The organism is Dysgonomonas sp. PF1-14, assembly GCF_029892965.1.
Taxonomy (GTDB): domain Bacteria; phylum Bacteroidota; class Bacteroidia; order Bacteroidales; family Dysgonomonadaceae; genus Dysgonomonas.
This window is the reverse complement of sequence record NZ_JARXWN010000020.1, coordinates 53,441-77,040: the sequence shown is the minus strand read 5'-3', so window position 1 is coordinate 77,040 and position 23,600 is coordinate 53,441. Positions and strand designations below refer to the sequence as shown.

At 40.5% G+C, this 23,600-nt stretch carries 20 protein-coding genes; 6 read left to right on the top strand and 14 right to left on the bottom strand.

What is annotated here, in order from left to right:
- The first annotated feature begins 322 nt into the window (after nucleotides 1–322).
- The gene (locus tag M2448_RS18270; protein ID WP_280647584.1) at nucleotides 323–2,380 is read left to right on the top strand and encodes an acetate--CoA ligase; all 2,058 of its coding nucleotides are present in this window, start codon (nucleotides 323–325) and stop codon (nucleotides 2,378–2,380) included.
- 176 nt (nucleotides 2,381–2,556) lie between these two features.
- On the top strand, nucleotides 2,557–2,811 hold the full coding sequence (locus M2448_RS18265; RefSeq protein ID WP_280647583.1) for a hypothetical protein: 255 nt from the start codon (nucleotides 2,557–2,559) through the stop codon (nucleotides 2,809–2,811).
- A 7-nt stretch (nucleotides 2,812–2,818) separates the two neighbouring features.
- Here M2448_RS18265 and M2448_RS18260 read toward each other — a convergent pair whose 3' ends face one another.
- From M2448_RS18260 to M2448_RS18230, 7 genes are all read right to left on the bottom strand, one after another.
- Nucleotides 2,819–3,637, bottom strand: a complete 819-nt coding sequence (locus tag M2448_RS18260; protein WP_280647582.1) for a hypothetical protein — start codon at nucleotides 3,635–3,637, stop codon at nucleotides 2,819–2,821.
- A 271-nt stretch (nucleotides 3,638–3,908) separates the two neighbouring features.
- Nucleotides 3,909–5,108 (bottom strand): ABC transporter permease, encoded by a 1,200-nt coding sequence (locus M2448_RS18255; RefSeq protein ID WP_280647581.1) that lies wholly within the window; start codon nucleotides 5,106–5,108, stop codon nucleotides 3,909–3,911.
- Between the two features lie 18 nt (nucleotides 5,109–5,126).
- Complete coding sequence (locus M2448_RS18250) at nucleotides 5,127–6,287, bottom strand: ABC transporter permease (RefSeq protein ID WP_280647580.1); 1,161 nt, start codon at nucleotides 6,285–6,287, stop codon at nucleotides 5,127–5,129.
- 51 nt (nucleotides 6,288–6,338) lie between these two features.
- Nucleotides 6,339–7,331: a biotin/lipoyl-binding protein gene (locus M2448_RS18245; RefSeq protein WP_280647579.1), complete on the bottom strand. Its 993-nt coding sequence runs from the start codon at nucleotides 7,329–7,331 to the stop codon at nucleotides 6,339–6,341.
- Between the two features lie 25 nt (nucleotides 7,332–7,356).
- Nucleotides 7,357–8,751: a TolC family protein gene (locus M2448_RS18240; RefSeq protein WP_280647578.1), complete on the bottom strand. Its 1,395-nt coding sequence runs from the start codon at nucleotides 8,749–8,751 to the stop codon at nucleotides 7,357–7,359.
- A gap of 615 nt (nucleotides 8,752–9,366) precedes the next feature.
- Nucleotides 9,367–11,838 carry a bifunctional UDP-N-acetylmuramoyl-tripeptide:D-alanyl-D-alanine ligase/alanine racemase gene (locus tag M2448_RS18235; protein WP_280647577.1) on the bottom strand — a complete coding sequence of 824 codons (2,472 nt, stop codon included), beginning with the start codon at nucleotides 11,836–11,838 and terminating at the stop codon, nucleotides 9,367–9,369.
- 17 nt (nucleotides 11,839–11,855) lie between these two features.
- The gene (locus tag M2448_RS18230; protein ID WP_280647576.1) at nucleotides 11,856–12,836 is read right to left on the bottom strand and encodes a GSCFA domain-containing protein; all 981 of its coding nucleotides are present in this window, start codon (nucleotides 12,834–12,836) and stop codon (nucleotides 11,856–11,858) included.
- 131 nt (nucleotides 12,837–12,967) lie between these two features.
- Between M2448_RS18230 and M2448_RS18225 the strand changes: the two genes are divergently transcribed.
- Complete coding sequence (locus M2448_RS18225) at nucleotides 12,968–13,561, top strand: hypothetical protein (RefSeq protein WP_280647575.1); 594 nt, start codon at nucleotides 12,968–12,970, stop codon at nucleotides 13,559–13,561.
- Nucleotides 13,562–13,912: 351 nt separating this feature from the next.
- On the opposite strand, the gene M2448_RS18220 is transcribed toward M2448_RS18225, so the two are convergent.
- The 6 genes from M2448_RS18220 to fbp form a co-directional block, all read right to left on the bottom strand.
- Nucleotides 13,913–15,112 carry an acetate kinase gene (locus tag M2448_RS18220; protein WP_280647574.1) on the bottom strand — a complete coding sequence of 400 codons (1,200 nt, stop codon included), beginning with the start codon at nucleotides 15,110–15,112 and terminating at the stop codon, nucleotides 13,913–13,915.
- A gap of 4 nt (nucleotides 15,113–15,116) precedes the next feature.
- Nucleotides 15,117–16,082: a 3-hydroxyacyl-CoA dehydrogenase NAD-binding domain-containing protein gene (locus M2448_RS18215; protein WP_280647573.1), complete on the bottom strand. Its 966-nt coding sequence runs from the start codon at nucleotides 16,080–16,082 to the stop codon at nucleotides 15,117–15,119.
- 82 nt (nucleotides 16,083–16,164) lie between these two features.
- Entirely contained in the window at nucleotides 16,165–17,175 is a 1,011-nt protein-coding gene (pta, locus tag M2448_RS18210; RefSeq protein ID WP_280647572.1) for a phosphate acetyltransferase, read from the bottom strand.
- A 155-nt stretch (nucleotides 17,176–17,330) separates the two neighbouring features.
- Nucleotides 17,331–17,906, bottom strand: a complete 576-nt coding sequence (locus M2448_RS18205; protein WP_280647571.1) for a YcxB family protein — start codon at nucleotides 17,904–17,906, stop codon at nucleotides 17,331–17,333.
- Nucleotides 17,897–18,445 (bottom strand): YcxB family protein, encoded by a 549-nt coding sequence (locus M2448_RS18200; RefSeq protein ID WP_280647570.1) that lies wholly within the window; start codon nucleotides 18,443–18,445, stop codon nucleotides 17,897–17,899. The genes M2448_RS18205 and M2448_RS18200 overlap by 10 nt, the downstream gene beginning before the upstream one ends.
- A gap of 211 nt (nucleotides 18,446–18,656) precedes the next feature.
- Nucleotides 18,657–19,685 carry a class 1 fructose-bisphosphatase gene (gene fbp, locus M2448_RS18195; RefSeq protein ID WP_280647569.1) on the bottom strand — a complete coding sequence of 343 codons (1,029 nt, stop codon included), beginning with the start codon at nucleotides 19,683–19,685 and terminating at the stop codon, nucleotides 18,657–18,659.
- Between the two features lie 771 nt (nucleotides 19,686–20,456).
- Here fbp and ybeY point away from each other — a divergent pair.
- The gene (gene ybeY, locus M2448_RS18190) at nucleotides 20,457–20,876 is read left to right on the top strand and encodes an rRNA maturation RNase YbeY (protein ID WP_280647568.1); all 420 of its coding nucleotides are present in this window, start codon (nucleotides 20,457–20,459) and stop codon (nucleotides 20,874–20,876) included.
- A 4-nt stretch (nucleotides 20,877–20,880) separates the two neighbouring features.
- The gene (locus tag M2448_RS18185; protein WP_280647567.1) at nucleotides 20,881–21,804 is read left to right on the top strand and encodes a putative sulfate exporter family transporter; all 924 of its coding nucleotides are present in this window, start codon (nucleotides 20,881–20,883) and stop codon (nucleotides 21,802–21,804) included.
- A 137-nt stretch (nucleotides 21,805–21,941) separates the two neighbouring features.
- Here M2448_RS18185 and M2448_RS18180 read toward each other — a convergent pair whose 3' ends face one another.
- Complete coding sequence (locus M2448_RS18180) at nucleotides 21,942–22,322, bottom strand: DUF3244 domain-containing protein (RefSeq protein ID WP_280647566.1); 381 nt, start codon at nucleotides 22,320–22,322, stop codon at nucleotides 21,942–21,944.
- A gap of 465 nt (nucleotides 22,323–22,787) precedes the next feature.
- Between M2448_RS18180 and M2448_RS18175 the strand changes: the two genes are divergently transcribed.
- Complete coding sequence (locus M2448_RS18175) at nucleotides 22,788–23,570, top strand: sulfide/dihydroorotate dehydrogenase-like FAD/NAD-binding protein (RefSeq protein ID WP_280647565.1); 783 nt, start codon at nucleotides 22,788–22,790, stop codon at nucleotides 23,568–23,570.
- Nucleotides 23,571–23,600: the final 30 nt, after the last annotated feature.

Below are 23,600 nucleotides of genomic sequence, written 5' to 3'. Positions count from 1 at the left end.
TTATGCTTCAAGGAAGGCCTGTCATTACAGAGCCCGTTCTGTCTCAAAGCGGGTGCAAAGATAAAGAATAAAATAACTAAATACAAAATAAAAAAGCATGTTTTTATTTATTTTTTTTGCACAGGATTTCAAAGATAATACTTAGTTCACTAACACGCAACATGTTATAAAACATATTTCATCCGAAAAAACTTTAAAACATAGAATGATATTCAGTTTATCCTTTTTTACCTTTTGTATGTTATATATTATGTTTATATATCCGTCAGCATATTGCGAAAATCACTATTTTTGTACAAAATAACACCAAAATATCCGTTTTATGAACTATCAACAGTTAATCAACCCCAAAAGTATTGTAGTAGTAGGTGCTTCTGATAACATTTTGAAACCGGGAGGTAGTGTTCTCTATAATCTGACGACCGGGTCGTTCGACAGAGACCTGTATGTTGTCAATGCCCGAGGAGGAACTATACAAGGTGTGAAGGCATATACAAGTATCGAGGAAATACCTCAGACCGACCTTGCCATCATATCGGTTCCTGCAAGCCAATGTCTACACACTGTAGAATATATGGCAAAAGAAAAAGGAGTAAAAGCTTTTATTGTATTTTCGGCCGGATTCAGCGAAGAGTCGGAAGAGGGTGCAATTCTTGAAAAGAAATTACTGGAGATAGTGAACAAAGCCGGAGTAGTGATGATCGGGCCTAATTGTTCGGGATTCTTCAACACCATTCATCAGAGTATCTTTACCAAGCCTGTACCAATACTAGACCCGCAGGGAGTAGATATTATATCCAGTTCGGGCGGTACCATTACATATATTATAGAATCAGCCATGCGAATAGGTTTGCGATTCAATTCGGCATGGTCGATAGGTAATGCGGCACAGGTAGGTGTAGAAGACATACTGGAACATCTGGATAATGAATTTGATCCACAGACAAGTCCTAAAATAAAATTATTGTATCTGGAAAAGATTGCCGATCCTGACCGCTTCCTGCATCATTCGTCATCACTGATTAATAAAGGGTGTAAAATAGCTGCGATAAAATCGGGAAGTTCTGCTTCGGGAAGCCGTGCTGCATCGTCACACACAGGTGCTATTGCCAGTTCAGATTCGGCTGTAGAAGCTCTTTTCCGTAAAGCAGGAATCATCCGATGCTATTCGCGTGAAGAGCTTGCCAACGTAGCTGCTGTGCTGACATTGAAGAAAATGAAAGGCCGTAATATGGCTATCATCACTCAGGCGGGAGGCCCTGCTGTAATCTTGACCGATGCCTTATCTAAAGGGAATATTGATGTTCCTGAAATGGACAAGGATATGGCTGCCGAATTAAAAAAACATCTTTTGCCCGGAGCCGCAGTGTCGAACCCGATAGATATCATAGGAACAGGAACAGGCGAGCACATGGCATATTGTATCGACTTTTGCGAAAAACATTTTAAAGAAATAGACGGCATTTCGGTTATATACGGAAACCCGGGTGTGAGCAACGTAGCCGAAGCATACGAAATGCTGGATGAAAAAATAAAATCGAGCAAGTTGCCTATCTATCCGATTTTACCGTCGGTAATATCAGCAACAAAGGAGATGGATGACTTCGTAAAACGGGGACATGTGAACTTTACGGACGAATATGCTCTGGCAAACGCCGTATCTAAAGTGGCTTTGTGGACTCCGCCTTCGGTAGACAAAATAGAGGATGTAGCAGTAGATATTCCACGCATACGTACTATTATAGAGAAAGTGCCTAACGGATATATCGACAGTGATATGATCAGAGAACTGTTCGACGCTGCCGGAATACCACAGGTGCAGGAAATGGTGACTGCAAACAAGGAGGAGGCAATAGCTTTCGGACAAAAGATAGGCTATCCGATTGTTGCAAAATGCGTAGGGCCTCTTCATAAATCGGATGTGGGCGGTGTAGTGCTGAATATCCGTTCGGACGAACATCTGGCATTGGAATTTGACCGGTTGATGAAAATTCCTGACACGACTTCGGTAATGATACAACCAATGTTGTCGGGACAGGAATTGTTTATAGGAGCTAAATATGAGCCGACATACGGACACATCGTATTGTGCGGACTAGGCGGTATTTTTGTAGAGATATTGCAGGACGTGGCGTCGGGGCTTGCTCCACTTAGCTTCCATGAGGCGACTTCGATGGTGCAATCGCTGCGAGCATACAAAATAATAAAAGGGGTACGCGGACAGAAAGGGCTGAACGAAAAATTGTTTATCGAAATAATTGTACGCCTGTCTGTTATGCTACGCTTCGCTCCGGAAATAAAAGAAATGGATATTAATCCGCTACTGGCAAACGAAGAAAAGGTGATTGCCGTAGATGCGAGAATAAGAGTGGAGAAATAAAAAAACCTCTTTATAAAAACAAAAGCATGGCTTTTCTATCAAGGCCATGCTTTTTTAGTAAAACACACTTAATAATTATTTGTTATTAACACCCAAAGACGTCTTTCACAAAATCATTATTTAGTAATTGCTCAAAAATAGGAAAAAGTATCAGACAGCAAAATTCTGAAAAGTTAATGGCTGTTGCCAAGTCTTATCTTGAGGATAATAAGATATTCTGCCTGTTGAAAGACGAACTGATAAATCTGATACACCCCGTAGGTCTTGGCGGGATAAAGCTACAGGTGAAAGAAACGGATGCGCAACACGCAGCAGAACTTCTGATAGAAGGAGGATTCGCAAAGAAAGAAGATTTTGAAATACCGGAGTCTACCATGCGAATGGTAAAGATATATGAGAAAATCAGCTCTTTCCTCAACAAAAAGGAATAAACGGAAGTTACTTCCTAATCTTCTTCAATAAGGCTTCATAATCGGGTTTCTCGAATTCATATTCAAGTTGCTTCCATTTACAGTCGTGAACGACGATTGGGAACTGTCGTGCCTTATCGGCTCTCACTTGTAGCCTGAATTTAAAGTCTTCACTTGCACCTATATACTCGAATACAGCAATTCCCCGAGTTTCATCTATTATATAAATGTTTAGTTCTGTATAAAGCTCGTTATATATATCTCTTACATCCTGTATAGAGTAGCCTCCTGTCCGCTGGGTAATTTTATCATACGAAAAGCCGTAATCGCCATCCATCCACCCATAAAAGATAAGGACAGAATCTGTTATCTTATATTTATCTATTATCCATTCACAGGGTGCATAAAGGTAATAGTCACCATTATATAAATGTAAAGGAATCCATTCGCGGAAAAGGTCAGACGGAATTTTCTTCTTTTTAGAGGAAGGTGTCTCGTAATAAGATTCATCATCTAAACTGAAATCGCAAATCCGATCGTAATACACCGATGACTTAGAAGGATCGATGTATATGCGGGTACGGACGGTATCTGCGAAGAGTGTATCCCCATTAAGGATAGGCACATACACCTCATTGACTACAAATGTAGTATCACCCGATTGCAGAGCGTTCATAATTATCTCGTCTCGTACATCTTTCTGTGGTTTCGCATAGCTATTCTTTATACTATCACGAGGCTGCCCGCCATATAGCATTATTGTTGTTCGACTGCCATTTCGGGCATAACAAACAAATAAAGACAGGGCTAGAGAAAATAATATAATATAGACCTTGTATAGCTTCATTTTCTATATTCACAGGATTTATCACAATGCGGTAAAGTTAAAGATTTATCCGGATTATCATTCTTTTGAAAATAAAATGTGCTTTGATGAAGTCCGCAGATTTTTATCTATATAATTTTTTAGAGTGGATGAGAAATGGTAAAGTGGCAGGAAAGTTACAATTAAAAAATAGTGCAAAAAGTGTCAAGTTTGTCAAGTTTTAGTTAAAATTCCTCACACAAACGGAGAAGATCATGTTAACTGATAACTGTCGACTGCTAACTGAAAAGTATTACCTTTTACTAAGCATTCCCTTATATTCGGGATCGTAATTTTGTATCCACCATCTGTACATTAGTATGGCGGTAATACAATAAATAAGGGATTGAACCCAGAGGGCAATATATTCAGGCCAGACGTCAACAAGGGTCGAACCCATTGTATTGATCTTGATAAACCCATGAATACCCGGTGTAGACGGAATAATATAAGCGATGGCCTTTATAGAATCGGGAATAGCCGTCCAAGGCCACGAGATACCGGAGATGAAGATGAAGATGACACTGGTAAATACGAAAAGTATCATTCCAAACTCGCGCTGAGAACAGAAGTAAGACAAAGTCATGCCAAAGAAGGTAGCTGCCAGCAGGAACGGCATCAGAAATGCAGCAATAGTGAGAGGATCGCCTATCTGAGGGAACTTGAACAGGTATGGTATTACACGCAGTACCCATACCGACACTACCATATATAAGGATGCGTAGCAGAATGCTTTACCAATGGTCAGCTTTATAGCTCCTACATTCTTGCCTTCGGCGGTATGCGAGGCGATAGTAAAACGTTTCTTGTCGTTGTGAGTACCCACTATGGTAGCAATACCAAGTATTAATGTCTGCTGAATGATAAGTAAAAGTATGGCAGGAACGAGAAAACTGGCGAATCCGTTCTGTGGATTATACATTGTCACCCACTCGCTTTCTACAGTCTGACGTGTGGTCTGATCCTGTTCCTGTGTTTCACCGCCTGTTTCGGCTACACGTATATCGGCTCCCATGTCGAGTGATACTTCGGTAGCGCTCAGCAACATAGCTTTGTAAAACAACAGGCTGCTCATATCGGCATATACACTTACTGTAGTTTGTTGCTGGGTATTGATCTTTCTGCTGAAATCGGCAGGAATATACATAATACCATAAGCTTCTTTGCGGCGCATGGCTTCGCGGGCTTCTTCCATATCGGTGGCATAACCTATGACATGAACGTCGGCGGTAGCATCTACCTTACGTTTAAACTCGCGGGATAGTGCCGAATGAGAATCGTCGACTACCACGACTTTTACTTCGCGGGCTGTCTCATTGTTGTAGATGAAGCTATATAAAACGGGATAGGCCAAAGGTACGATAAAGAACAGCAGTATAACGGCTTCATCTTTAAAGACAACCTTCAGTTCGTTGATCCAAACATAGTATATATCGAGCAATAGCTTCTTCATATCTTTATGTCGTTTCTTTTATAGTTCATATATATTTTCTTTCAACAACCTTTTGAGTACTCCCCAAAAGAAGATAGACAGCAGGACAAAACACAATAGTGCTGCATACTGATACATGGAATAACCAAATGGAATGCCGTTAAGTGCCTGATCTACATAAATCAGGAAGAAGTGCCGCAACGGAAAGAAGTTGCTCAAAGCGCTCAAGCTACCATCCATAGCCAATGTAGAAAAGGAGAATCCTGTAATGGAGAATGAGACCATGCCGATAAGGCTGGCAATGCTAAGAGCAAAACGGTAGTTGCGGAATATGCCCAACAGCATAACGCCAGCTCCCTGTGCTGCAAGTATCAGACAGAGATAGTTGAAAAACATCGGCCAGAATCCGCTATGTAGCGGAAAGTGGTTATAGTAATACAGTATGGACATAAACAGCAGCGCCATGATGGCGTATAGGATGGTATAGGGCAGCAATTTCCCTATTACTACTTTCGCTATGGAATTATTCCCCATAGCCAGTAGTTTGGAACCTGTACCCGACTTTATCTCGGAGCCGAAAGCCGAAACAGTGAACATGAGTATAATCAGTTGAAGTATTCCCGGTAGTATGACATTATTGAGATAGACCGAATAATTGAGCCAGGGATTTCCTATCGGGTGCGAATCTATTGTGATCGGTTGCAGGATGGGCATCACCTGATTTGCAGTAAAACCTTTGGCCTCTGCCGTTTGCAACCCTACTGCCGCCGAAGCCAGCGTAGATACTGTCTTTAAGTCCTGGAACAACAGCGAACCCGATATGAGGAATGCGTTGTTGGTGTAATAGACCAATTTAGGACGGTTACCCGATACAGCGTCTTTGGCAAAATCTTTTGGTATGGTAAGTACTGCATATACCTCCATGCGCTGCATCATTTCGCGGGCTTCTTTGAATGACAGGCTTTTGTATTTCACATCTGTCTTTTCAAAGGCATCGAGCTGACGTACTAATGAACGTGATGTAGTAGAATTATCGAGATCGACCACAGCTATCGGTATGCGTGAAGGAAGACCGCTGCTCATCATCCACATCAGTATAATGAGGGACAATAACGGCGTAACGAACAGCCCCCATATACATATCTTGGAAGTAGAGATGCGCAACCACTCTCTCTTGAATATAGCCAATATGCCTGTCATTTAATTATAAATTATGAGTTATGAATGTATTCATTGACCCAGTAACTAAGCTTATTCTTTTATGATAAGTGACATACCCGGAAGCACATCTATCGTAGGGTCTTTGAAACGCGCCTTCACCTCAAAAGTCTTACGGTCGTATTGTCCGGTAATCTTCGTAGCCTTCCATGCGGCATACGAGCCGAGATCTTTGACATAATAGACTTCCATTTCCACCTCTTTGTCGAGAGCAGGTACATAAGCTTTCAATGTTGTACCTATGTCTTTATAGTCTTTGAGGCGATCTTCACGTATATTGAAAGAGCCCCATTTGTCATCGAGTTTTGCCACATTCATTATAGGCGCACCTGTACCCACAAGTTCTCCCACATTGGGAAATTTCTCGGATATTTTACCGTCTATAGGCGATATAAGGTAGCTTTCCGATATGTAAGAGGCAACTTCCGCAACTGCACCTTTAGCTCTGTCGAGCATGGCAAGGGCGGCCTCTTTATCTTCACGCTCGGCACCGTTTACGGCCATATTGTATTGCGATTTGGCAGCCTTTTCGGTAGCTATTGCAGCATTCAGCTGAGCTTCCGTTTCATCGCGTTTCTGCGCTGTTACAACCCCTTTATTGAAGAGATTCTGCACGCGGGTAAACGACTTTTGAGCTATATCTACTCCGACTACAGCTTTCTGCCACATTTCGTAAGCTCCTTGTATCTGTTCGGTGCGCGCCCCTTTTATAGCTTTCTGATTCTGTGCAGCAGCACCTTGTTCGGCTGCGGTAGCCTGTGCCAGTTTAGCTTCTACATCGGGAATACTGAGTATTGCCAGTGTATCGCCTTTCTTCACATAGCTTCCTTCCTCTACCAGATATTTTTCTATACGTCCGGGTACTTTGCTGGATATACGCACTTCGGTAACATCGGCCTCTCCCTGTATGACATTATCTTCCTGATTGAGGAAGAAGAAACCGTACAAGCCTACGATTACGATGATGGCGGCAAATACCAGTATTGGTATCAATTTCGATCCCGACTTTTTGTTTTCTGTATCCATACTATTATGATATGATTGTTTGTTATTACAGTTTTCTGCCCAGTGCTTTGTTCAGGTATATCTTGCAAAGGACAATATCTATTTGTGCATCTATGAGATCGGAGTGAGCCGCGAGCCATGCTGTATGGGCAGTCATCACATCGGAAGATGCTATAACACCTTCATCAAAGCCCACATTTGCATAGCGGAGATTTTCATCGGCTTTTTCGCTGTTCTTTTTTGCCATAGCCAGTTTCTTATAGGCTTCATTCAGCTTGTATGCCGACTGGTTGATCTGCAAGGTGATTTTCTCCTTAGCATCGGCCAATTCATATTTCTTAATGCGGGTCTCTGCTTTGGCAGCATTCAACTTCGATGAATTAGAGAAGAAATTTAGAGGTACTTTAAGCACTACACCTACATTCCACATACCGCCGAACTTCTTTTCGTATCCGTCAAACAGATTCGGGTTTGTCCACAGGTAGTTAGCCGTAAAAGCCAGATTGGGCATGAAATCGGCCAGAGCGATCTTTTCCTGCTTTTCGTATATCTTGGTAGCCAGTTCGAGGCTCCTGATTTCGGTACGGTTTACCAATGCTTCATCGACATTTGGCATAGCATCGGCTTCTTTAGATACATCTACATTGCTTATATTTTCGTCCTGTAATGTAATGGCATCGCTTATATCGAGTCCGCATATCTGCGACAGCAGCATTTTGGCAAGACTGAGTCCGTTCTCGGCTTTAGTCAGTGTCATTTCAGCCTCGTTTAGCTTCACATTTACAGATAGCCTGTCGGCTTTGGTAACGACTCCCTCCTGCTCCATCGCGGAGATGTCCGAATCCATCTTCTGCATCAGCTCTACATACGATTCAGCCAGTTTCTTCTTGTTAGCTACAGAGACTACCTGCCAGTATGCGTTGTCGACTTCTACAATGACATCAGTCATCTTGGTTTCCTTCATTGTCTTGGCAAGCTCTTCGGCATAACTGCGCAGATCGTTGTATGCAACTATCTTTCCACCCATAAATATAGGTTGGGTAAGATTGAATCCTCCTGCCCATATATTTTTGATGTCTACCTTACCTACGTTATGGATGGCATTCCTTACCTCGTCTGATACAGGAATAGTATTTCCTATATTGGGTATCTCGATGGGAAGGGTTATTGACGAAGGAATCGCCGAAGAAGGGATCAGATAGAGGTTTTTCTGATTGTGCAGGTATCCACCCACGAATTGTATTTCGGGGAAGTACTTGCTTAGAGCCTCTTTCTTATTGTAATAGGCAACCCGTTCTTCTTCGGTCGCTATTTTCAGCGTTTTATTGTTTTCAATCGCCAGTTGCCTGCATTGTTCCAGACTGAGAAGCTGTTGAGCCGTAACAGACGATATACAGGCAAATATGAAGATGGAGATTATCGCCAGGCTTTTTTTTATCATATCTTGCTGTTAAATTGTTAGCTTTATTTTTAATTGTCTATGCAACTATATTTCGTTCCGCAAATGTATCATTGTTTTAAAAGATATAAAAACATTCTGCGTTTTTTTACTAATAATTTAACATTCGGTAAGAAAAAAGGTTCATGAAACATATTGCAAAATAAAGATTTTGGAAGAATGTATTTTTCTTTTTAAGGTTTATCTATATATCAGTTAGCAGTGATCAGACAGCAGTTAACAACCAAAAGCGATCTTTGAATAAACATACGATTTAAAGTTTAAGAGTTTAAAGGTTGGAATTTCTGTCAGGAATGTGAGGTTTTAGTTAAAATTCACCTCACCCCGACCCTCCCCAAAGTGAGAGGGGGGTTGTAAAGCCTCAAAAGGGAGCGAGCTTGTAGGGGCGAACCCATGTGTTCGCCTGAAGATCAAATAAACGGGCAGACACGCGGGTCAGCCCCTACGAAAAACAAAAAATAATATTAGCAAGCTAGTAGGCTATAAACTAATAAACTTGTAAGGAATGTCAGGTTTTAGTTAAAAAAGAAAGGAGACTATAGCCACAGCTACAATCTCCGTCATATGATCTTTGAAATAATTATTCTTTGATTTGGTTTATTCCTTATAATAAATGTGCTTCACCCTGTTAGATATAGATGTGAGTATTTCGTAAGGAATGGTGCCGATTTTTTTAGCTAATTCCTTTACCGATGGATTTTCTCCAAAAATGGTAACGACATCGCCTTCCTTAACTTCTACTCCTGTAACATCTATCATAGTCAGGTCCATACAGATGTTACCGACAATAGGTACAGAACGGCCATTCACCATGACACTTCCTATTCCATTGCCAAACTGGCGACTGATACCATCCGCATATCCAATACGGATAGTAGCGATAACGGCATCGTGATCGAAGTGCCCTTTTCGCCCGTAACCAACTGTTTCACCTGCCTTTATGTGTTTTATTTGCAGAATAGTCGTCTTCAATGTGCATACATTGCGAAGCCCTTCCAGTCCGCTGGCACTGACGCCATACAGGCTGATACCCAGACGCACCATATCCATCTGTTCTTCGGGGAAACGTTCTATTCCTGCCGAATTGAGGATATGTTTCATGACAGGATAGTGGCAGTTGTCTTCTACTTCTTTGGCTATTTTCTTGAATGTTTTTATTTGTTCGAGTGTGAAATCGTCAAAGTTCCAGCTTTCACTGGCTGCCAGATGCGAAAATACGGATTGTATGCGTATACCGGTCTGGCTCTTGACACGATTTATCAGTTCGGGAATGTCCTCTGCTGTGAAACCCAGCCGGTGCATGCCCGTATCTATCTTTATATGTATCGGGTAGTTGGTAATTCCCTGCAATTTTGCTTCTTTAATGAAAGCATCGAGTATGCGGAAATTATACACCTCGGGCTCAAGTGAATATGTAGCCAGTTCTTCAAATCCGCCGACTTCCGAATTGAGTACGATGATAGGTACTTTTATACCTTGTTTACGCAGGAATACACCTTCTTCGGCTACAGCGACAGCCAGATAATCACATTTGTGATATTGCAGCGTCTTAGCCACCTCCGATGAGCCAGTGCCGTATCCGTCAGCCTTGACCATACAAATCATTTTGGTTTTCGGATCGAGCTTCGACCTGTAGAAGTTATAATTGTGCACAATAGCATCGAGGTCTATGTCGAGTACTGTCTCATGGGTCTTTACTTCCAGCAATTTGTTGATACTCTCGAAAGAAAAGCTTCTTGCTCCTTTGAGCAGGATAAACATATCGTGGAAATTGTGCCACAGATTGGAATGTATAAAGTCATCCGTCGTATTATAAAAATGGCTCTCAATTCCTTTAAACAGCTCTTTGTGAGCTGATATTTCTTTACCTATACCTACCAGCAAGTCTACCTTTTTGTTCACCATGAGGTTCGATGCCAAGTAATACAGATCTTTAAGTACAAGTCCCGACTGTGGTATATCGGATATAATGATTGCCTTCTTCTGATCGCTTACAGTTGCACGCTGAGCCAGAAAGTCAAGCGCGATGTTCAGTGAGTTTATATCGGAGTTGTAAGAGTCATTGATCAGAGTGGAATTATTCTTTCCCTGACGCACATCCAGCCGCATGGCTACCGGCTCCAGTGTCGCCATCCGCTCGTTAAGTTCCGGCAATTGCACATGCAGGTATATGGCTGTAGCCATCACATGAATGGCATCTTCGATAGAAGCATCGTCAGTAAACGGTATGGTAGCCTTAGACACCATGCCTAACAAAGCATAATGGATAACAGAAGAGGTTTCGCCCTTTTCTATCTTCATGATGTACAGCGGACTGTCAGGCGAGCCTTTGCGCGACCATGTAAGCCGCTTATGAGACAGGCAGGCTATCTCCATACATTCGTCTATCAGTTCGTTTTCTTCTTCACATACTATAACGTCACAGTTGATGAAAAGCTCCAGTTTTTCGAGGCACTTCTGTTTCATACTCTTAAAGCCTTCCTGATGTGCCTGCCCTATATTGGTAAGGATGCCGATGGTCGGATGGATAATGGCTTCGAGTCTCGACATTTCTTCGGGTTGTGATATTCCCGCTTCGAATATACCGAGCTGTGTCTGATCGCTCATCTGCCATACAGAGAGTGGCACGCCTATCTGCGAATTGTAACTGCGGGGTGAGTGGGTTATATTGAAATCCTGATAAAGTATCTGGTACAGCCACTCTTTTACGACCGTTTTCCCATTACTGCCCGTAATACCGATCACCGGAATATCAAACCGCTTTCGGTGGTATGCAGCAAGACGTTGCAAAGCATTCAAGGTATTGGTAACAACAAGGAAATTGGCATCGTCATAGCTTTCCCATTCAGGCAGTAGATGTGACACTACAAAGTTGCGGACACCGAGCCCGTATAGCTCATCCACATATTTATGCCCGTCATTATTTTTTGTAGACAGGGCAAAGAACAATGTTTCGGCAGGGAAAAACACCTGCCTGCTATCTGTCAGCAGAATGCTGATTTCGGCATCGTATAACTCAGTGGTTATAGCATCAAGTATTTTGGCTATTTTATGTATGGGATATTTCATTACTGTGCTGATTAATCTTATAACAATGTCTTCAGTCGGGATAACTCTTCGTTACAACAAATGTATGGATATTTCTCGTCGAATGCTTTGAGCTTTAACAAAGTTTGCCTTAAAAAATGCTTATACTCATCACTTTGGTCGTTGAAGGGCTTATGATTGAGCGCCAGATATATTTTGTTCCACTCTTCTATTACGGGGTGTGCTTCGTCTGAGATGTATGTTTCCGAGAATCGTTCCCATATATATCTGATAGCAAGGGGAGACGGATGCACCATATCTTCGTTATAGAAGCGGTAGTCGCGCAGTTCATCGATCATTATCTCGTACGAAGGAAAATAGTGGCAACCACTATCATAATTGCATAATTCATCTATAGCCATCAGTAATGTCGATTTACTAAGCTGATTGTCATGCGCTCCATCTTTGAGATGACGTATCGGGCTGACGGTGAATATGATCTGTAACAGGGGATTTATCTCCCTAAGCTGATCTATCAATGTCTTCCAATCCTCTACGATACTATCCACAGTAAGGCGATAACGGTCAAATTCCGATGCAGGTAGCTTATGGCAATTTCCAACTACTGTATCGAGCTCCTTATGCCTGAAAACATAAGCTGTACCGAATGTAATGATAAGCACATCGGCTTTCCGCAGATTAGCAGAAGATTCTTCTGTGCTGGTACATATTTTTGAGATACATTTATCTATATCCGTATCGGAAAAAGAACTATGGTGATAGAAGCTGTGATATAGCCCCTTGTGTTGGATAATATCTGCCGCTATAAATTGTCTGCTTTCGATCAGTATGCGTATTGCCTGTGCGATAGACTGAGGATTGTACAACACGCCGAAAGGATTGAGGTCGACATTGAATTTGCTATCGACAAGTTGCTTCCCTATATTTTCGATGAAGCACGAACCGAGCATTTGTATTCGGTTCTTATGTGAAATATGTAATGGGGATCGGGGGATTTCTACTTTTGTTCTGAAATTCATTGTAAAATCTAACTATAAATGGAACAAACAAATGTAAGAAAGAAGATTTACTTTTCGTAAAGTATTTATTCAAAATATATCTTTACTTTGCATACATACAAAAAAAACTGCATCACAACTTTATAAAGTAAATGAAAAAAGTAACTATACTCTCACTAATAATCGTGTTCATCCTATCAGGCTGCAACAAATCGATTTATTATGCCTATGAAAGTGATGACTTCGGGTATTGTACACTGGAGCTTTCACGTAAAAAGGATCCGGCACTTTCAAAACTTTCTTTCGATGATTACAAAGTAATTTATAGAAGTGCCAGATATGGCGATTTTTTATTTATAGAAACTACGGATTGGCTTGATATGAACAAAGCCGATGCTGAGCATATAGAATTTAAATTTGGTGTCTCACTTATTTTTACCATTAATGAGCGAGAATATAAGACTAACCCTGAAAATTCGGTCAAATTATATTTTACGACTATAGGTTTAGACGATTACTATAGCAGTGACAGCTCTTTGGTTTATATGATGGATAAGGAGAAAGAAGACATAACTCTTCTTCGTTATAAACTGTTTGATAAAGAAACCGGACTTATAAGAAACAAGGATCTGAACAGGATAGGAATATATGATTTCCCGCCTATAATGCACAAAGTAGATAAAATTGATTATAGCAAACTCAGCACAGTAATTCCCAAAAAACGTTTGAAGAATCCTGCAAAATAATATTATAATAGATAAGAGAATGCAGATTTTAACCCATATAAGGCAATTATGGCTTTTCTAAACCAGCGGAAGCTATGTGTACTTTATAAAAAAGAAAAGGTTGTCATCACGACAACCAATCTTCATTGTTAACCTTAAATCTAATACTATGAAAAACACATTACAAAGATAGGGGGCGTTGGGGAATATTCCAAAGAATAATGAGTGTAATTTTAACAGTTTAAATTTGTTTAACGGAGACAGGCAGAATGTCAAGGATTTTGTTAAAGAACCTTGCAGATTATAAACAAATAAAAATCGGCACAAACTGCACCGATTTTATATATACTATTGAATTACAAACGAATAGCCCTATTTGTTCACAATCTCCATTGTATCGGAAGCTATCATATATTCTTCATCTGTAGGTACAACTATAACAGTTACTTTAGAATCGGGCGTACTGATTACGGCTTCATCACCACGTATCTTAGCATTCTTTTCGTTATCGAGTTTTATACCCATATATTCCATATCGGCACAAACCAGTTCACGAACATTCGATGCATTTTCGCCTATACCTCCGGTAAACATCAGTATATCAACCCCTCCGAGAACAGCTGCATAAGCACCCACATATTTTTTGATACGGTGAACGAATATATCGAATGCCAGTTTAGCCCTCGGGTTTCCGGCTTCCATAGCTGCATTGAGCTCACGCATATCGGAAGATACGCCTGATACGCCTAACAGACCGCTATGCTTGTTCACCAGAGTAGAAATGGCCTGTGTGCCGATATTCTCTTTCTCCATAATAAATGAAACAATACCCGCATCTACATCTCCGCAACGTGTACCCATCAACAAGCCTTCTACCGGCGTCATTCCCATAGATGTGTCTATAGACTTACCGTCTTTGATAGCTGCCAGTGAACCTCCGTTACCGATGTGTGCTGTAATGATACGCTGGCTTTCGTAAGGTACGCCCAACGACTCACAGCCTTTACGCGACACATAGCGGTGGCTTGTACCATGAAATCCGTAGCGACGGATAGCATATTTTTCATACAGGGAGTATGGCAATCCGTACATATAGGCTTCGGGCGGCATTGTCTGATGAAATGCGGTATCGAATACGCCAACCTGAGGTATATCGCCCATAAGTTCTCTTACGGCATATATTCCGGCAAGGTTAGGCGGATTGTGCAGAGGTGCAAGTTCGATACACTCCTCCATCTTCTTTATCACCTCATCGGTAATAAACACACTGCTGTTGAACTCTTCGCCACCATGTACAACGCGATGCCCTACTGCATCTATTTCGTCCAAAGACTTGAGACAACCATATTTTTCGCTGGTAAGAACACCGAGTATATATTCTATACCTGCCTGATGCTCCAGAATTTCTCCTTCCAGTACTACTTTGTCTCCATTTGGCAGCGGGAACTTCAAAAACGATCCTTTCAGTCCTATTTTCTCGACAACTCCCTGAGCCACCACTTCATTGCTCTCCATATTGAAGAGCTTATATTTGATAGATGAACTGCCACAGTTCAATACTAATATCTTCATGCTGTTAAATTAAATTGTTAAGACCAAGTTGCTTTCCTGCCTTGTCGTAGATATAGAATCCTCTGCCTGTAGATTTACCAAGTTGTTTGGAACGGTAGAGGCGCCAAAGCACAGGCGACGCCTTATACTTCTTGTCTCCGTATTCGTGGAACATGTCTTCCATCATCATCACAAGCTTCTCTATACCAATAATATCTGCCAGATGGAATATACCATACCGCTGACCGTATATAATGGTAAACTCTTTGTCGATATCCTCGATAGAGGCTACATTTTCCATCCATATTTCACAGGCTTCGTTGAGCATGATGATCAACAAGCGGAAACTGACAAGGCCGCTACTTTCGTGGACAGGTATAGGTGTATATTTGATCATGTTGGCAAACAGATATATCTTATCTATAGCCTCCTGTGATGTGAATGTACCCCTTACCACTTCGAGCAATTTTGCTTCGGTGTGTGTAATCGGGAAATGCAGGCTTATACAGCGTTCTTTATGCGTAAGGTCTGCTGCCAGCTCGCTTATGATAACGGTAGTGGCATTGGTAGCAATGATTGCATCGGGGGCCAAAACCAGTTCCAGATTACGGAATACTTCTTTACGAAGTTCTATACTGCGCTCTCCATTGGCTTCGTAACGGATACATTCGATAACGAAGTCGCATCCCTTCAGATCGCTATAGTTAAGCGATCCTTTTACGCGTCCCATAGTAGCACGCTTTTCACTCTGGGTCAACCCCCAGTTTTCGATCTTTGTATCAAGGCCGTTTTCTATATCTCTCAAGGCCTCCTGTATTCTTTCGTCGGACACTTCGATGAAAACCACCTCCATTCCCGAAAGGGCTGTAAGGCTAACAATATGCCTGCCATCGCGACCACAGCCGACAACTCCGATTTTGGAAAAAAGCGACCTTTTTTTATGTTTGGTACTTAGTCCGAATTCCTCAATAGGTTCTATGATTTCTGCCATAGGTGTTTTTTAAAATTATAAGTTTTGAATTATGAATTATGAGTTGTTGGTTATGAGCCATTTGTAATTCATAATTATTTTATTATCTGTTTTTAGCTGCAATAGCCTGATTTGCTGCAATAGCCACCATATTGTAAACGTCGCTTACCGAACAGCCACGCGAGAGGTCGTGTACCGGAGCGGCCATTCCCTGAAGGATAGGGCCAACGGCTTCGGCTGCACCAAGACGCTGCACGAGCTTGTAAGCAATATTACCCGTTTCGAGTGACGGGAATACAAGTACATTTGCCTTACCTGCAACTTTACTGTCCGGTGCTTTCTGGCTGCCTACAGCCGGAACGAGAGCAGCATCGGCCTGTAGTTCTCCGTCAATATTCATGGTAGGATCTATTTTCTGTGCAAGTTGTGTAGCTTCTATCACTTTATCTACCAACGGGTGTTTAGCACTTCCTTTTGTAGAGAAGCTAAGAATAGCAACCTGTGGTTCTTCGCCCACAAGTGCACGCGCTGTGTTGCCTGTTGCAACAGCAATTTCAGCTAATTGAGAGGCTGTAGGATCGGGAGTTACAGCACAATCTGCCATTACCAGTAGTCCGTCTTTTCCGTATTGCTTCTGAGTAGTGAACATCAAAAAAGCTCCTGATACAACACTGATTCCGGGTGCCGTTTTTATAATCTGGAGTGCAGGACGAAGTACATCACCTGTTGTATTCTGTGCTCCGGCTATTTCACCATCGGCATCACCGTTTTTAATCATCAGACATCCTATATACAAAGGGTCTTCTGCCAGCTTGGCAGCTTGTTCGATGGTCATTCCTTTAGCTTTCCGCAATTCAAAAAGGAGATTGGTATAGGCTTCCTTCTTTTCGTAACCCGCAGGATCAACAATTGTCGCCTTATCTATATTTTTCAATCCGAGGCTTGCCGCCAGGTCTTTGATTTCCTTTGTATCCCCAACTAGAATAATATCGGCAACACCGTCCGCAATCAATTGATCGGCAGCCTTAATAGTCCTTACTTCTGTTCCTTCGGGCAAAACAATGCGTTGTTTGTTCGATTTAGCCCTTTCTACGATTTGTTTTATTAATTCCATGATATATAATATACTTGTTGTTATTTCAGGTTATAGTCACGAAGATCATAAAGTTCTCCTAATTTTTGCCGGTACAAATGTACTAAAAATGCAAACTAGAGATTACATTTTTGCCTAAAATTATTAACTAAAATGTGAAATATGCTAAAACTTTGCTATTTCCACTTCCAGTCTATATTTTTATTATACGGAACTTTATAATCTGCTTCGTATGCCCTCAACAGGCTTTCAACCTCCTCTGTTGTCGTATTATCCTTTCTGCTCTTAGGGATAATAACTGTAATAAACTGAGACATTGTTATAAAAAAGTATGCTCCTGTTTCGGTTATTGATTTCACATCATATGCAGTAAAACGGCTGTATCCGTTTTTAGTATCGACATCTATAACGCCGGCATCCAATAAAAGTTTTGTAGCATGTGGAAAACTCTCTTTCATAGTTTCGGCTATCTGCCGCTTATACATTCGTTTATAGAACCATGCAGACCACCATGGATAGACAAGAAAAAACAATAGTGCCGACCCTAAGAAGAGATATGAATAGATACGGTAATCTCCTTCGAACAGCAATATCAGACCACAAAGAACAGACAAACCGAGCATCCTGTATTTTTCTTTTTTGCGCTGTTTTCTTGCTGCTTCGTCTGTCGACGCATAATATAGTTGAAGATTCAGAAAATCATCTGCAGTAAGTTCGTATTCCAGTGTGACGGATTCAGGCTTTACTTCCATTTCCAATTGAGATCGATAGTTACAGGAATATTATAGGCATTTGCACATTTTATTAAGTGCTGACGCAACAATTCCACAGAATTAATCTTCTTCTTTGGGATTACATGGTATGCTGCCTTACTAAGCTGTAAATAGAAATAGTCGCTGATCTCTATAATTTCAATCAGGCTCTTTATTTTTATTGTACTTTCTCCCTTAGCATCGTATGTCATTATATTTTCATCATCTATCTTCATCGAAATATGATTGCTTGCTGCCTGATCGTAATATTGTTTTACATGACGCTTGAAGTGACGTTTGTAAAGCCAAGTTGAATAGAACGGATAAAGGATAAAAAATATAACCCCCAGTACAATATAAATACATCCGGCATAAGACGACAGGGAATAAAAAGAAACAATACCAAAAAGGACAAAGAGTCCTGATATTAGAAATGCCCTCCTTTTCCGTTGTTTTTTGATGAGGGGGTTCTGTGAAGCAGCATAAAGTTGAAGATTCAAATGATCTTCTTCATTCAAATTAAATTCCAGTTCTATCATAGCAAATCTGTTATTGACACAAATATAGTGAAAGCCGAAGGCAGAATCAAATCCGTTTGATGTCTGCTAAGGTTCATCCTATATTATACAAATATAAGAGTCTGTTTAAGAGTCTATTTAAATTTTACCAAAATATTTACTACAGATTCTTAAACAGACTCTAAATAAAAACTCCCGCAATTCTTTATTTGTTGCGGGAGCTTATCTTTTTCTATTTTTTAGTTTCTTTTTCGTCTGCCTGAGCAATGAAATCTTTGAGTTTTTCTACCATATTAGCACTTCCGCAATAGAACGGTGTGCGTTGATGAAGCTCGGTAGGCTGCAACTCCAGAATTCTGTTTCTACCATCTGTGGCACTACCTCCGGCCTGTTCTGTAATAAATGCCATCGGATTACATTCATATAGCAGACGGAGCTTTCCTTTTGGCGCTTTATGCGTAGACGGATAAAGATAGATACCGCCTGTTATCAGATTGCGGTGACAGTCGGAAACAAGGCTTCCGATGTAGCGGGCTGTATAAGGGCGTTCATCCTTTTCTTCCTGACAGTATTTAATATAGTCTTTCACACCTTGAGGGAAATGTACATAATTACCCTCATTGATGGAATATGTTTTAGCATTTTTAGAGCATCTCATATCAGGATGCGACAGATAGAAACTTCCGATTGCCGGATTCAATGTAAATCCGTTCACTCCGCGTCCGGTAGTATATACAATCATGGTAGATGTTCCGTATAGGATATATCCGGCTGCGACCTGATTGACTCCCGGCTGAAGGAAATCTTCCATCGTTACAGGTGAGCCGATCGGCGAAATACGGCGATAGATAGAGAAAATTGTCCCAACTGAAACATTTACTTCTATGTTCGACGATCCGTCAAGGGGGTCCATCAATACTACGTATTTATTATTGTGGCCTTCGTCCAATCCTTGTATGGTAATGAAATTGTCGTTTTCTTCGGATGCTATACCACATACTATTTCCCTGTTTACCAAAGTCTGTATAAATACATCATTGGCATACACGTCCAATTTCTTCTGATCTTCACCTTGTACATTGGTTGTACCTACAGCCCCTAATATATCTACCAGTCCGGCCTTATTGACCTTATAGCTCACTACCCTGGCTGCCAAAAGAATTGAGTTGAGAAGACGCGAAAGCTCACCTGTAGAGTACTTAAAGTCCTCTTGTCTTTCGATGATGAACTCATCCAATGTTTTTCTTGCAATGTTTTTCATAATGATGAAATTATTAGTTAATCTTTATAATAGCCCAAAGTTATAAGAATATTCTTATAGTTTGACACGATACGGAATAGTGTTTGTTTATGTGCGTATAAGTTTTATCTATAACCGATAGGTGAGTTTCGCATCTACTGACTCAGGACAGATATAGGGAAAATGAAAAGATTTATCTATAGAGAAAGTGGTCTTTGAAATAACATACGATCTAGAGCCTGTTTAAATTTTATTCGTTTAGGTTTTCAGAACTATTTTTGGAATGATTTTTTCTTATCTGAAGCGCGAATAGCGGGCTATTCAAGCTGAAGAAAGGGGAAAATCGGACAAAAAGAGACTGAAAATGAACGAAAAAAGGACGATAACAAAATGTTTTGGTAAAATTTAAACAGGCTCTAAAAGTTTAAGAGTTTAAAGATTGGAATTTCTGTCAGGAATGTGAGGTTTTTAGTTAAAATTCACCTCACCCCGACCCTCTCCAAAGTGAGAGGGGGTTGCAGAGCCTCAAAAGGGAACGAGCTTGTAGGGGCGAATCCATGGGTTCGCCTGAAGATCAAATAAACGGGCAGACACGCGGATCAGCCCCTACGAAAAACAGAAAATAATACTAGCAAGCTAGTGGACTATAAACTAATAAACTTGTAAGAAATGTGAGGTTTTAGTTAAAATTGATTTGCAGTCTATCCTTAATTTAAGTCTGTTCTCTAGAACTTAACTCTAAAAATAAAGTTACCTTTGCACTTGTAAATTCACTTCTAATCTCATAACATTATGCCTGTAATATATCATGCCGAAGGAGTCAAGATGCCTTCTATCAAGAAGAGAGAAATAACAAGTTGGATAAAAACAGTTGCAGCTACTCACAATAAGAAAGTCGGTGATATTGGCTATATTTTTTGTTCCGATGAAAAGATATTGGAAGTGAATAAGGAATATTTACAGCACGACTATTACACTGATATCATTACCTTCGATTATACGGAAGATGATATTATTTCGGGTGATATATTCATCAGCCTCGATACGGTAAAGAGTAATTCTGAAAAATTCCAAACCGATTATAATAATGAATTGCTTAGAGTTGTTATACACGGAATCCTGCATCTTTGCGGCATCAATGATAAAACGCCAAAAGAAAGAGCCTATATGACTCAGTGTGAAAATGAGGCTCTCAAGCTGTTAGGACAATAAAGTTATGCAAAAGATTTTAAGCAAATTATACTACATTATCCCGATCTGCTGTTTATTCCCTTTCTTTTCTGCACCCTTAGCTTTACTACTAGGTATTCTGCTTGCTTTCTTCTATAAAGGAGATGAGACTCTAAAAACAGGACGGCTGACTAAATACTTGTTGCAAGGCTCTATTGTTTGTATGGGATTTGCAATGTCTGTCCACGATGTAGTACAAACAGGAAGAACCGGATTTATGATTACCATCGTGTCGGTAGCAGTAACCATGATCAGTGGCATACTACTGGGACGATTATTCAAAGTGGAGAAAAATACGTCTATGCTTATCTCGGGAGGAACAGCTATTTGTGGGGGGAGTGCCATCGCAGCCATCGCTCCGGTGATAGATGCCAAAAACAATCAGATCAGCTTTTCGCTGGCAGTCATCTTTGTACTGAATGCGGTTGCCCTATTCATATTTCCGGCTATAGGACATTTATTAAATATGGATCAGACGCATTTCGGTTATTGGGCAGCAATAGCGATCCATGATACAAGTTCTGTCGTCGGTGCTTGTTCCGCATACGGAGAGCAAGCCTTACAGGTTGGAACGACAGTGAAGCTTACCCGCACACTGTGGATTATCCCGCTGGCATTGTGTATTGCCTTTTTCAATAAGAACAACACTTCGAGAATAAATATCCCCTGGTTCATTTTTCTGTTTGTCGTAGCTATACTGATAGGCAACTACATACCCGGAATGGAAGAAACCAACCAGCACCTGAGCTGGCTGGGCAAAAGAGGGATGATGATATCACTGTTCTTTATAGGTACGTCTATCAATATAGATGAAGTAAAGAAAACAGGAGTCAATACGTTCATGCAAGGCGTATTACTCTGGATTATAATAGCGGTCTTATCTTATTGCTGGATACAATTCTTCTTCTAAAAGGCAGAAAGAGCGAATCTACAAGATTCACTCTTTCCAAAATAGCTATTTGCAAGTAGCTGTTGCAAAAGATTTCCCATTAATAATTGTAAATAAGCTAAGTCTGGTATGGGAATTATCTTTTAGCCTAATTAGATCTAATGTATGCTGAATTCTCCTGCTGCAATAGCAACTCCGGACGAATTGGTAAAGCAAATATTATAATCTCCGTATTTCCAACCTGAAATACTTATTCTGAGTTCATTATCCACAGAACTAGGTATATATTGGCGAAGATACACTGGTGCCCCTGCACCATTCGTTATTTTTATATTGACTTTTTCTACTGATAATATTCTAATCCTTAGGGCAAAAGCATTCTGAAATATCTGTACAGGTAGAAATAACGGAATCAGTTTTGTTGCAGTCTCCCTTATTCTATCAGAGGCAATCACTGTAGCCCTCAAGGTTATTTCAGACCAGTCATTGTCATTACTTATAGCAAGGTTATTGTTTTTCAGATTACCAAACGAATACATATTGTTTAATGGGCTTATGAAAATTCAAACAGCTATATTGTTGCCTTACTTATTTTACAAAGCTAGGACATAGAGAAAAGAAAAGCAATCATTTAATTTCTGATATAACTTTTTCCAGAGGCACTACACTGATAAAAACCACATAATCAATAAAATATAAATTTGTGAATTAAAAAAAATATGATTTTTTTCGACTTAAATATTTTACTATTTGTCATTTCACCCCTGTCATATCGGGTGCTTTTATTCGAAAAACAATGGAGTTTGTCTGACTTCTTTAGTATATCTCAACTATCATTGTATTTCTGTTTAAATATAAAAACAAAGAAATATTAATGATATTTTAGTCGCTCGAGTTGCTATTAGATATAAACTTTGTCGTAACTTTGTCATTCTGATTATCTCAATAGTTAAAATGCAACTAAACTCAAACAATAGATACCTAATCTTAAACTGATATTTTTAATGAATAAGATTGTAGACAAAGAGTATTTCTCTGAGAATGTAGTCAAATTTGAGGTGGAGGCTCCCCTTATTGCCAAAAGCCGTAAAGCCGGACATTTTGTTATCATCAGAGTAGGAGAAAAAGGCGAACGCATTCCTCTTACCATTGCTGCCTCTGATTTAACAAAAGGAACTATAACCATAGTTATACAAGCAGTAGGAGCTTCGTCTCGTAAGATATGCGACCTCAATGTAGGTGATTACATCACAGACGTCGTAGGACCTCTCGGACAAGCCACCCACATCGAAAAATACGGTACGGTAATCTGCGCCGGAGGAGGTGTAGGTATAGCCCCGATGCTACCTATAATAGAAGCGATGAAACGTGCAGGTAACAAAGTAATATCCGTACTGGCAGCTCGCACGAAAGACCTCGTAATTCTGGAAAAACAGGTCGCCGAATATTCGGATGAAGTAATAGTAATGACCGATGATGGTACATACGGACACAAAGGGCTCATCACAAACGGCATTGAAATGGTAATAAACCGCGAACAGGTAGACCTGTGTGTAACCATAGGACCTGCTATTATGATGAAATTCGTTTCCCTTCTTACCCAGAAATACAACATCCCGACAATAGCGTCGCTGAATACCATCATGGTAGACGGCACCGGAATGTGTGGAGCATGTCGTGTCACAGTAGGTGGTAAAACGAAGTTTGTATGTGTCGACGGACCTGAATTCAATGCACACGAAGTAGACTTCGATGAAATGTTGATGAGACTACGAGCATACAACTAACATCAATTAATTTAACAGCTATCATCCAAC

Excerpts from the sequence above, each read along its gene's own strand:
- M2448_RS18270 (WP_280647584.1), top strand. The coding sequence starts at position 323 with ATGAACTATCAACAGTTAATCAACCCCAAAAGTATTGTAGTAGTAGGT.
- M2448_RS18265 (WP_280647583.1), top strand. The coding sequence starts at position 2,557 with ATGGCTGTTGCCAAGTCTTATCTTGAGGATAATAAGATATTCTGCCTG.
- M2448_RS18260 (WP_280647582.1), bottom strand. The coding sequence starts at position 3,637 with ATGAAGCTATACAAGGTCTATATTATATTATTTTCTCTAGCCCTGTCT.
- M2448_RS18255 (WP_280647581.1), bottom strand. The coding sequence starts at position 5,108 with ATGAAGAAGCTATTGCTCGATATATACTATGTTTGGATCAACGAACTG.
- M2448_RS18250 (WP_280647580.1), bottom strand. The coding sequence starts at position 6,287 with ATGACAGGCATATTGGCTATATTCAAGAGAGAGTGGTTGCGCATCTCT.
- M2448_RS18245 (WP_280647579.1), bottom strand. The coding sequence starts at position 7,331 with ATGGATACAGAAAACAAAAAGTCGGGATCGAAATTGATACCAATACTG.
- M2448_RS18240 (WP_280647578.1), bottom strand. The coding sequence starts at position 8,751 with ATGATAAAAAAAAGCCTGGCGATAATCTCCATCTTCATATTTGCCTGT.
- M2448_RS18235 (WP_280647577.1), bottom strand. The coding sequence starts at position 11,838 with ATGAAATATCCCATACATAAAATAGCCAAAATACTTGATGCTATAACC.
- M2448_RS18230 (WP_280647576.1), bottom strand. The coding sequence starts at position 12,836 with ATGAATTTCAGAACAAAAGTAGAAATCCCCCGATCCCCATTACATATT.
- M2448_RS18225 (WP_280647575.1), top strand. The coding sequence starts at position 12,968 with ATGAAAAAAGTAACTATACTCTCACTAATAATCGTGTTCATCCTATCA.
- M2448_RS18220 (WP_280647574.1), bottom strand. The coding sequence starts at position 15,112 with ATGAAGATATTAGTATTGAACTGTGGCAGTTCATCTATCAAATATAAG.
- M2448_RS18215 (WP_280647573.1), bottom strand. The coding sequence starts at position 16,082 with ATGGCAGAAATCATAGAACCTATTGAGGAATTCGGACTAAGTACCAAA.
- pta (WP_280647572.1), bottom strand. The coding sequence starts at position 17,175 with ATGGAATTAATAAAACAAATCGTAGAAAGGGCTAAATCGAACAAACAA.
- M2448_RS18205 (WP_280647571.1), bottom strand. The coding sequence starts at position 17,906 with ATGGAAGTAAAGCCTGAATCCGTCACACTGGAATACGAACTTACTGCA.
- M2448_RS18200 (WP_280647570.1), bottom strand. The coding sequence starts at position 18,445 with ATGATAGAACTGGAATTTAATTTGAATGAAGAAGATCATTTGAATCTT.
- fbp (WP_280647569.1), bottom strand. The coding sequence starts at position 19,685 with ATGAAAAACATTGCAAGAAAAACATTGGATGAGTTCATCATCGAAAGA.
- ybeY (WP_280647568.1), top strand. The coding sequence starts at position 20,457 with ATGCCTGTAATATATCATGCCGAAGGAGTCAAGATGCCTTCTATCAAG.
- M2448_RS18185 (WP_280647567.1), top strand. The coding sequence starts at position 20,881 with ATGCAAAAGATTTTAAGCAAATTATACTACATTATCCCGATCTGCTGT.
- M2448_RS18180 (WP_280647566.1), bottom strand. The coding sequence starts at position 22,322 with ATGTATTCGTTTGGTAATCTGAAAAACAATAACCTTGCTATAAGTAAT.
- M2448_RS18175 (WP_280647565.1), top strand. The coding sequence starts at position 22,788 with ATGAATAAGATTGTAGACAAAGAGTATTTCTCTGAGAATGTAGTCAAA.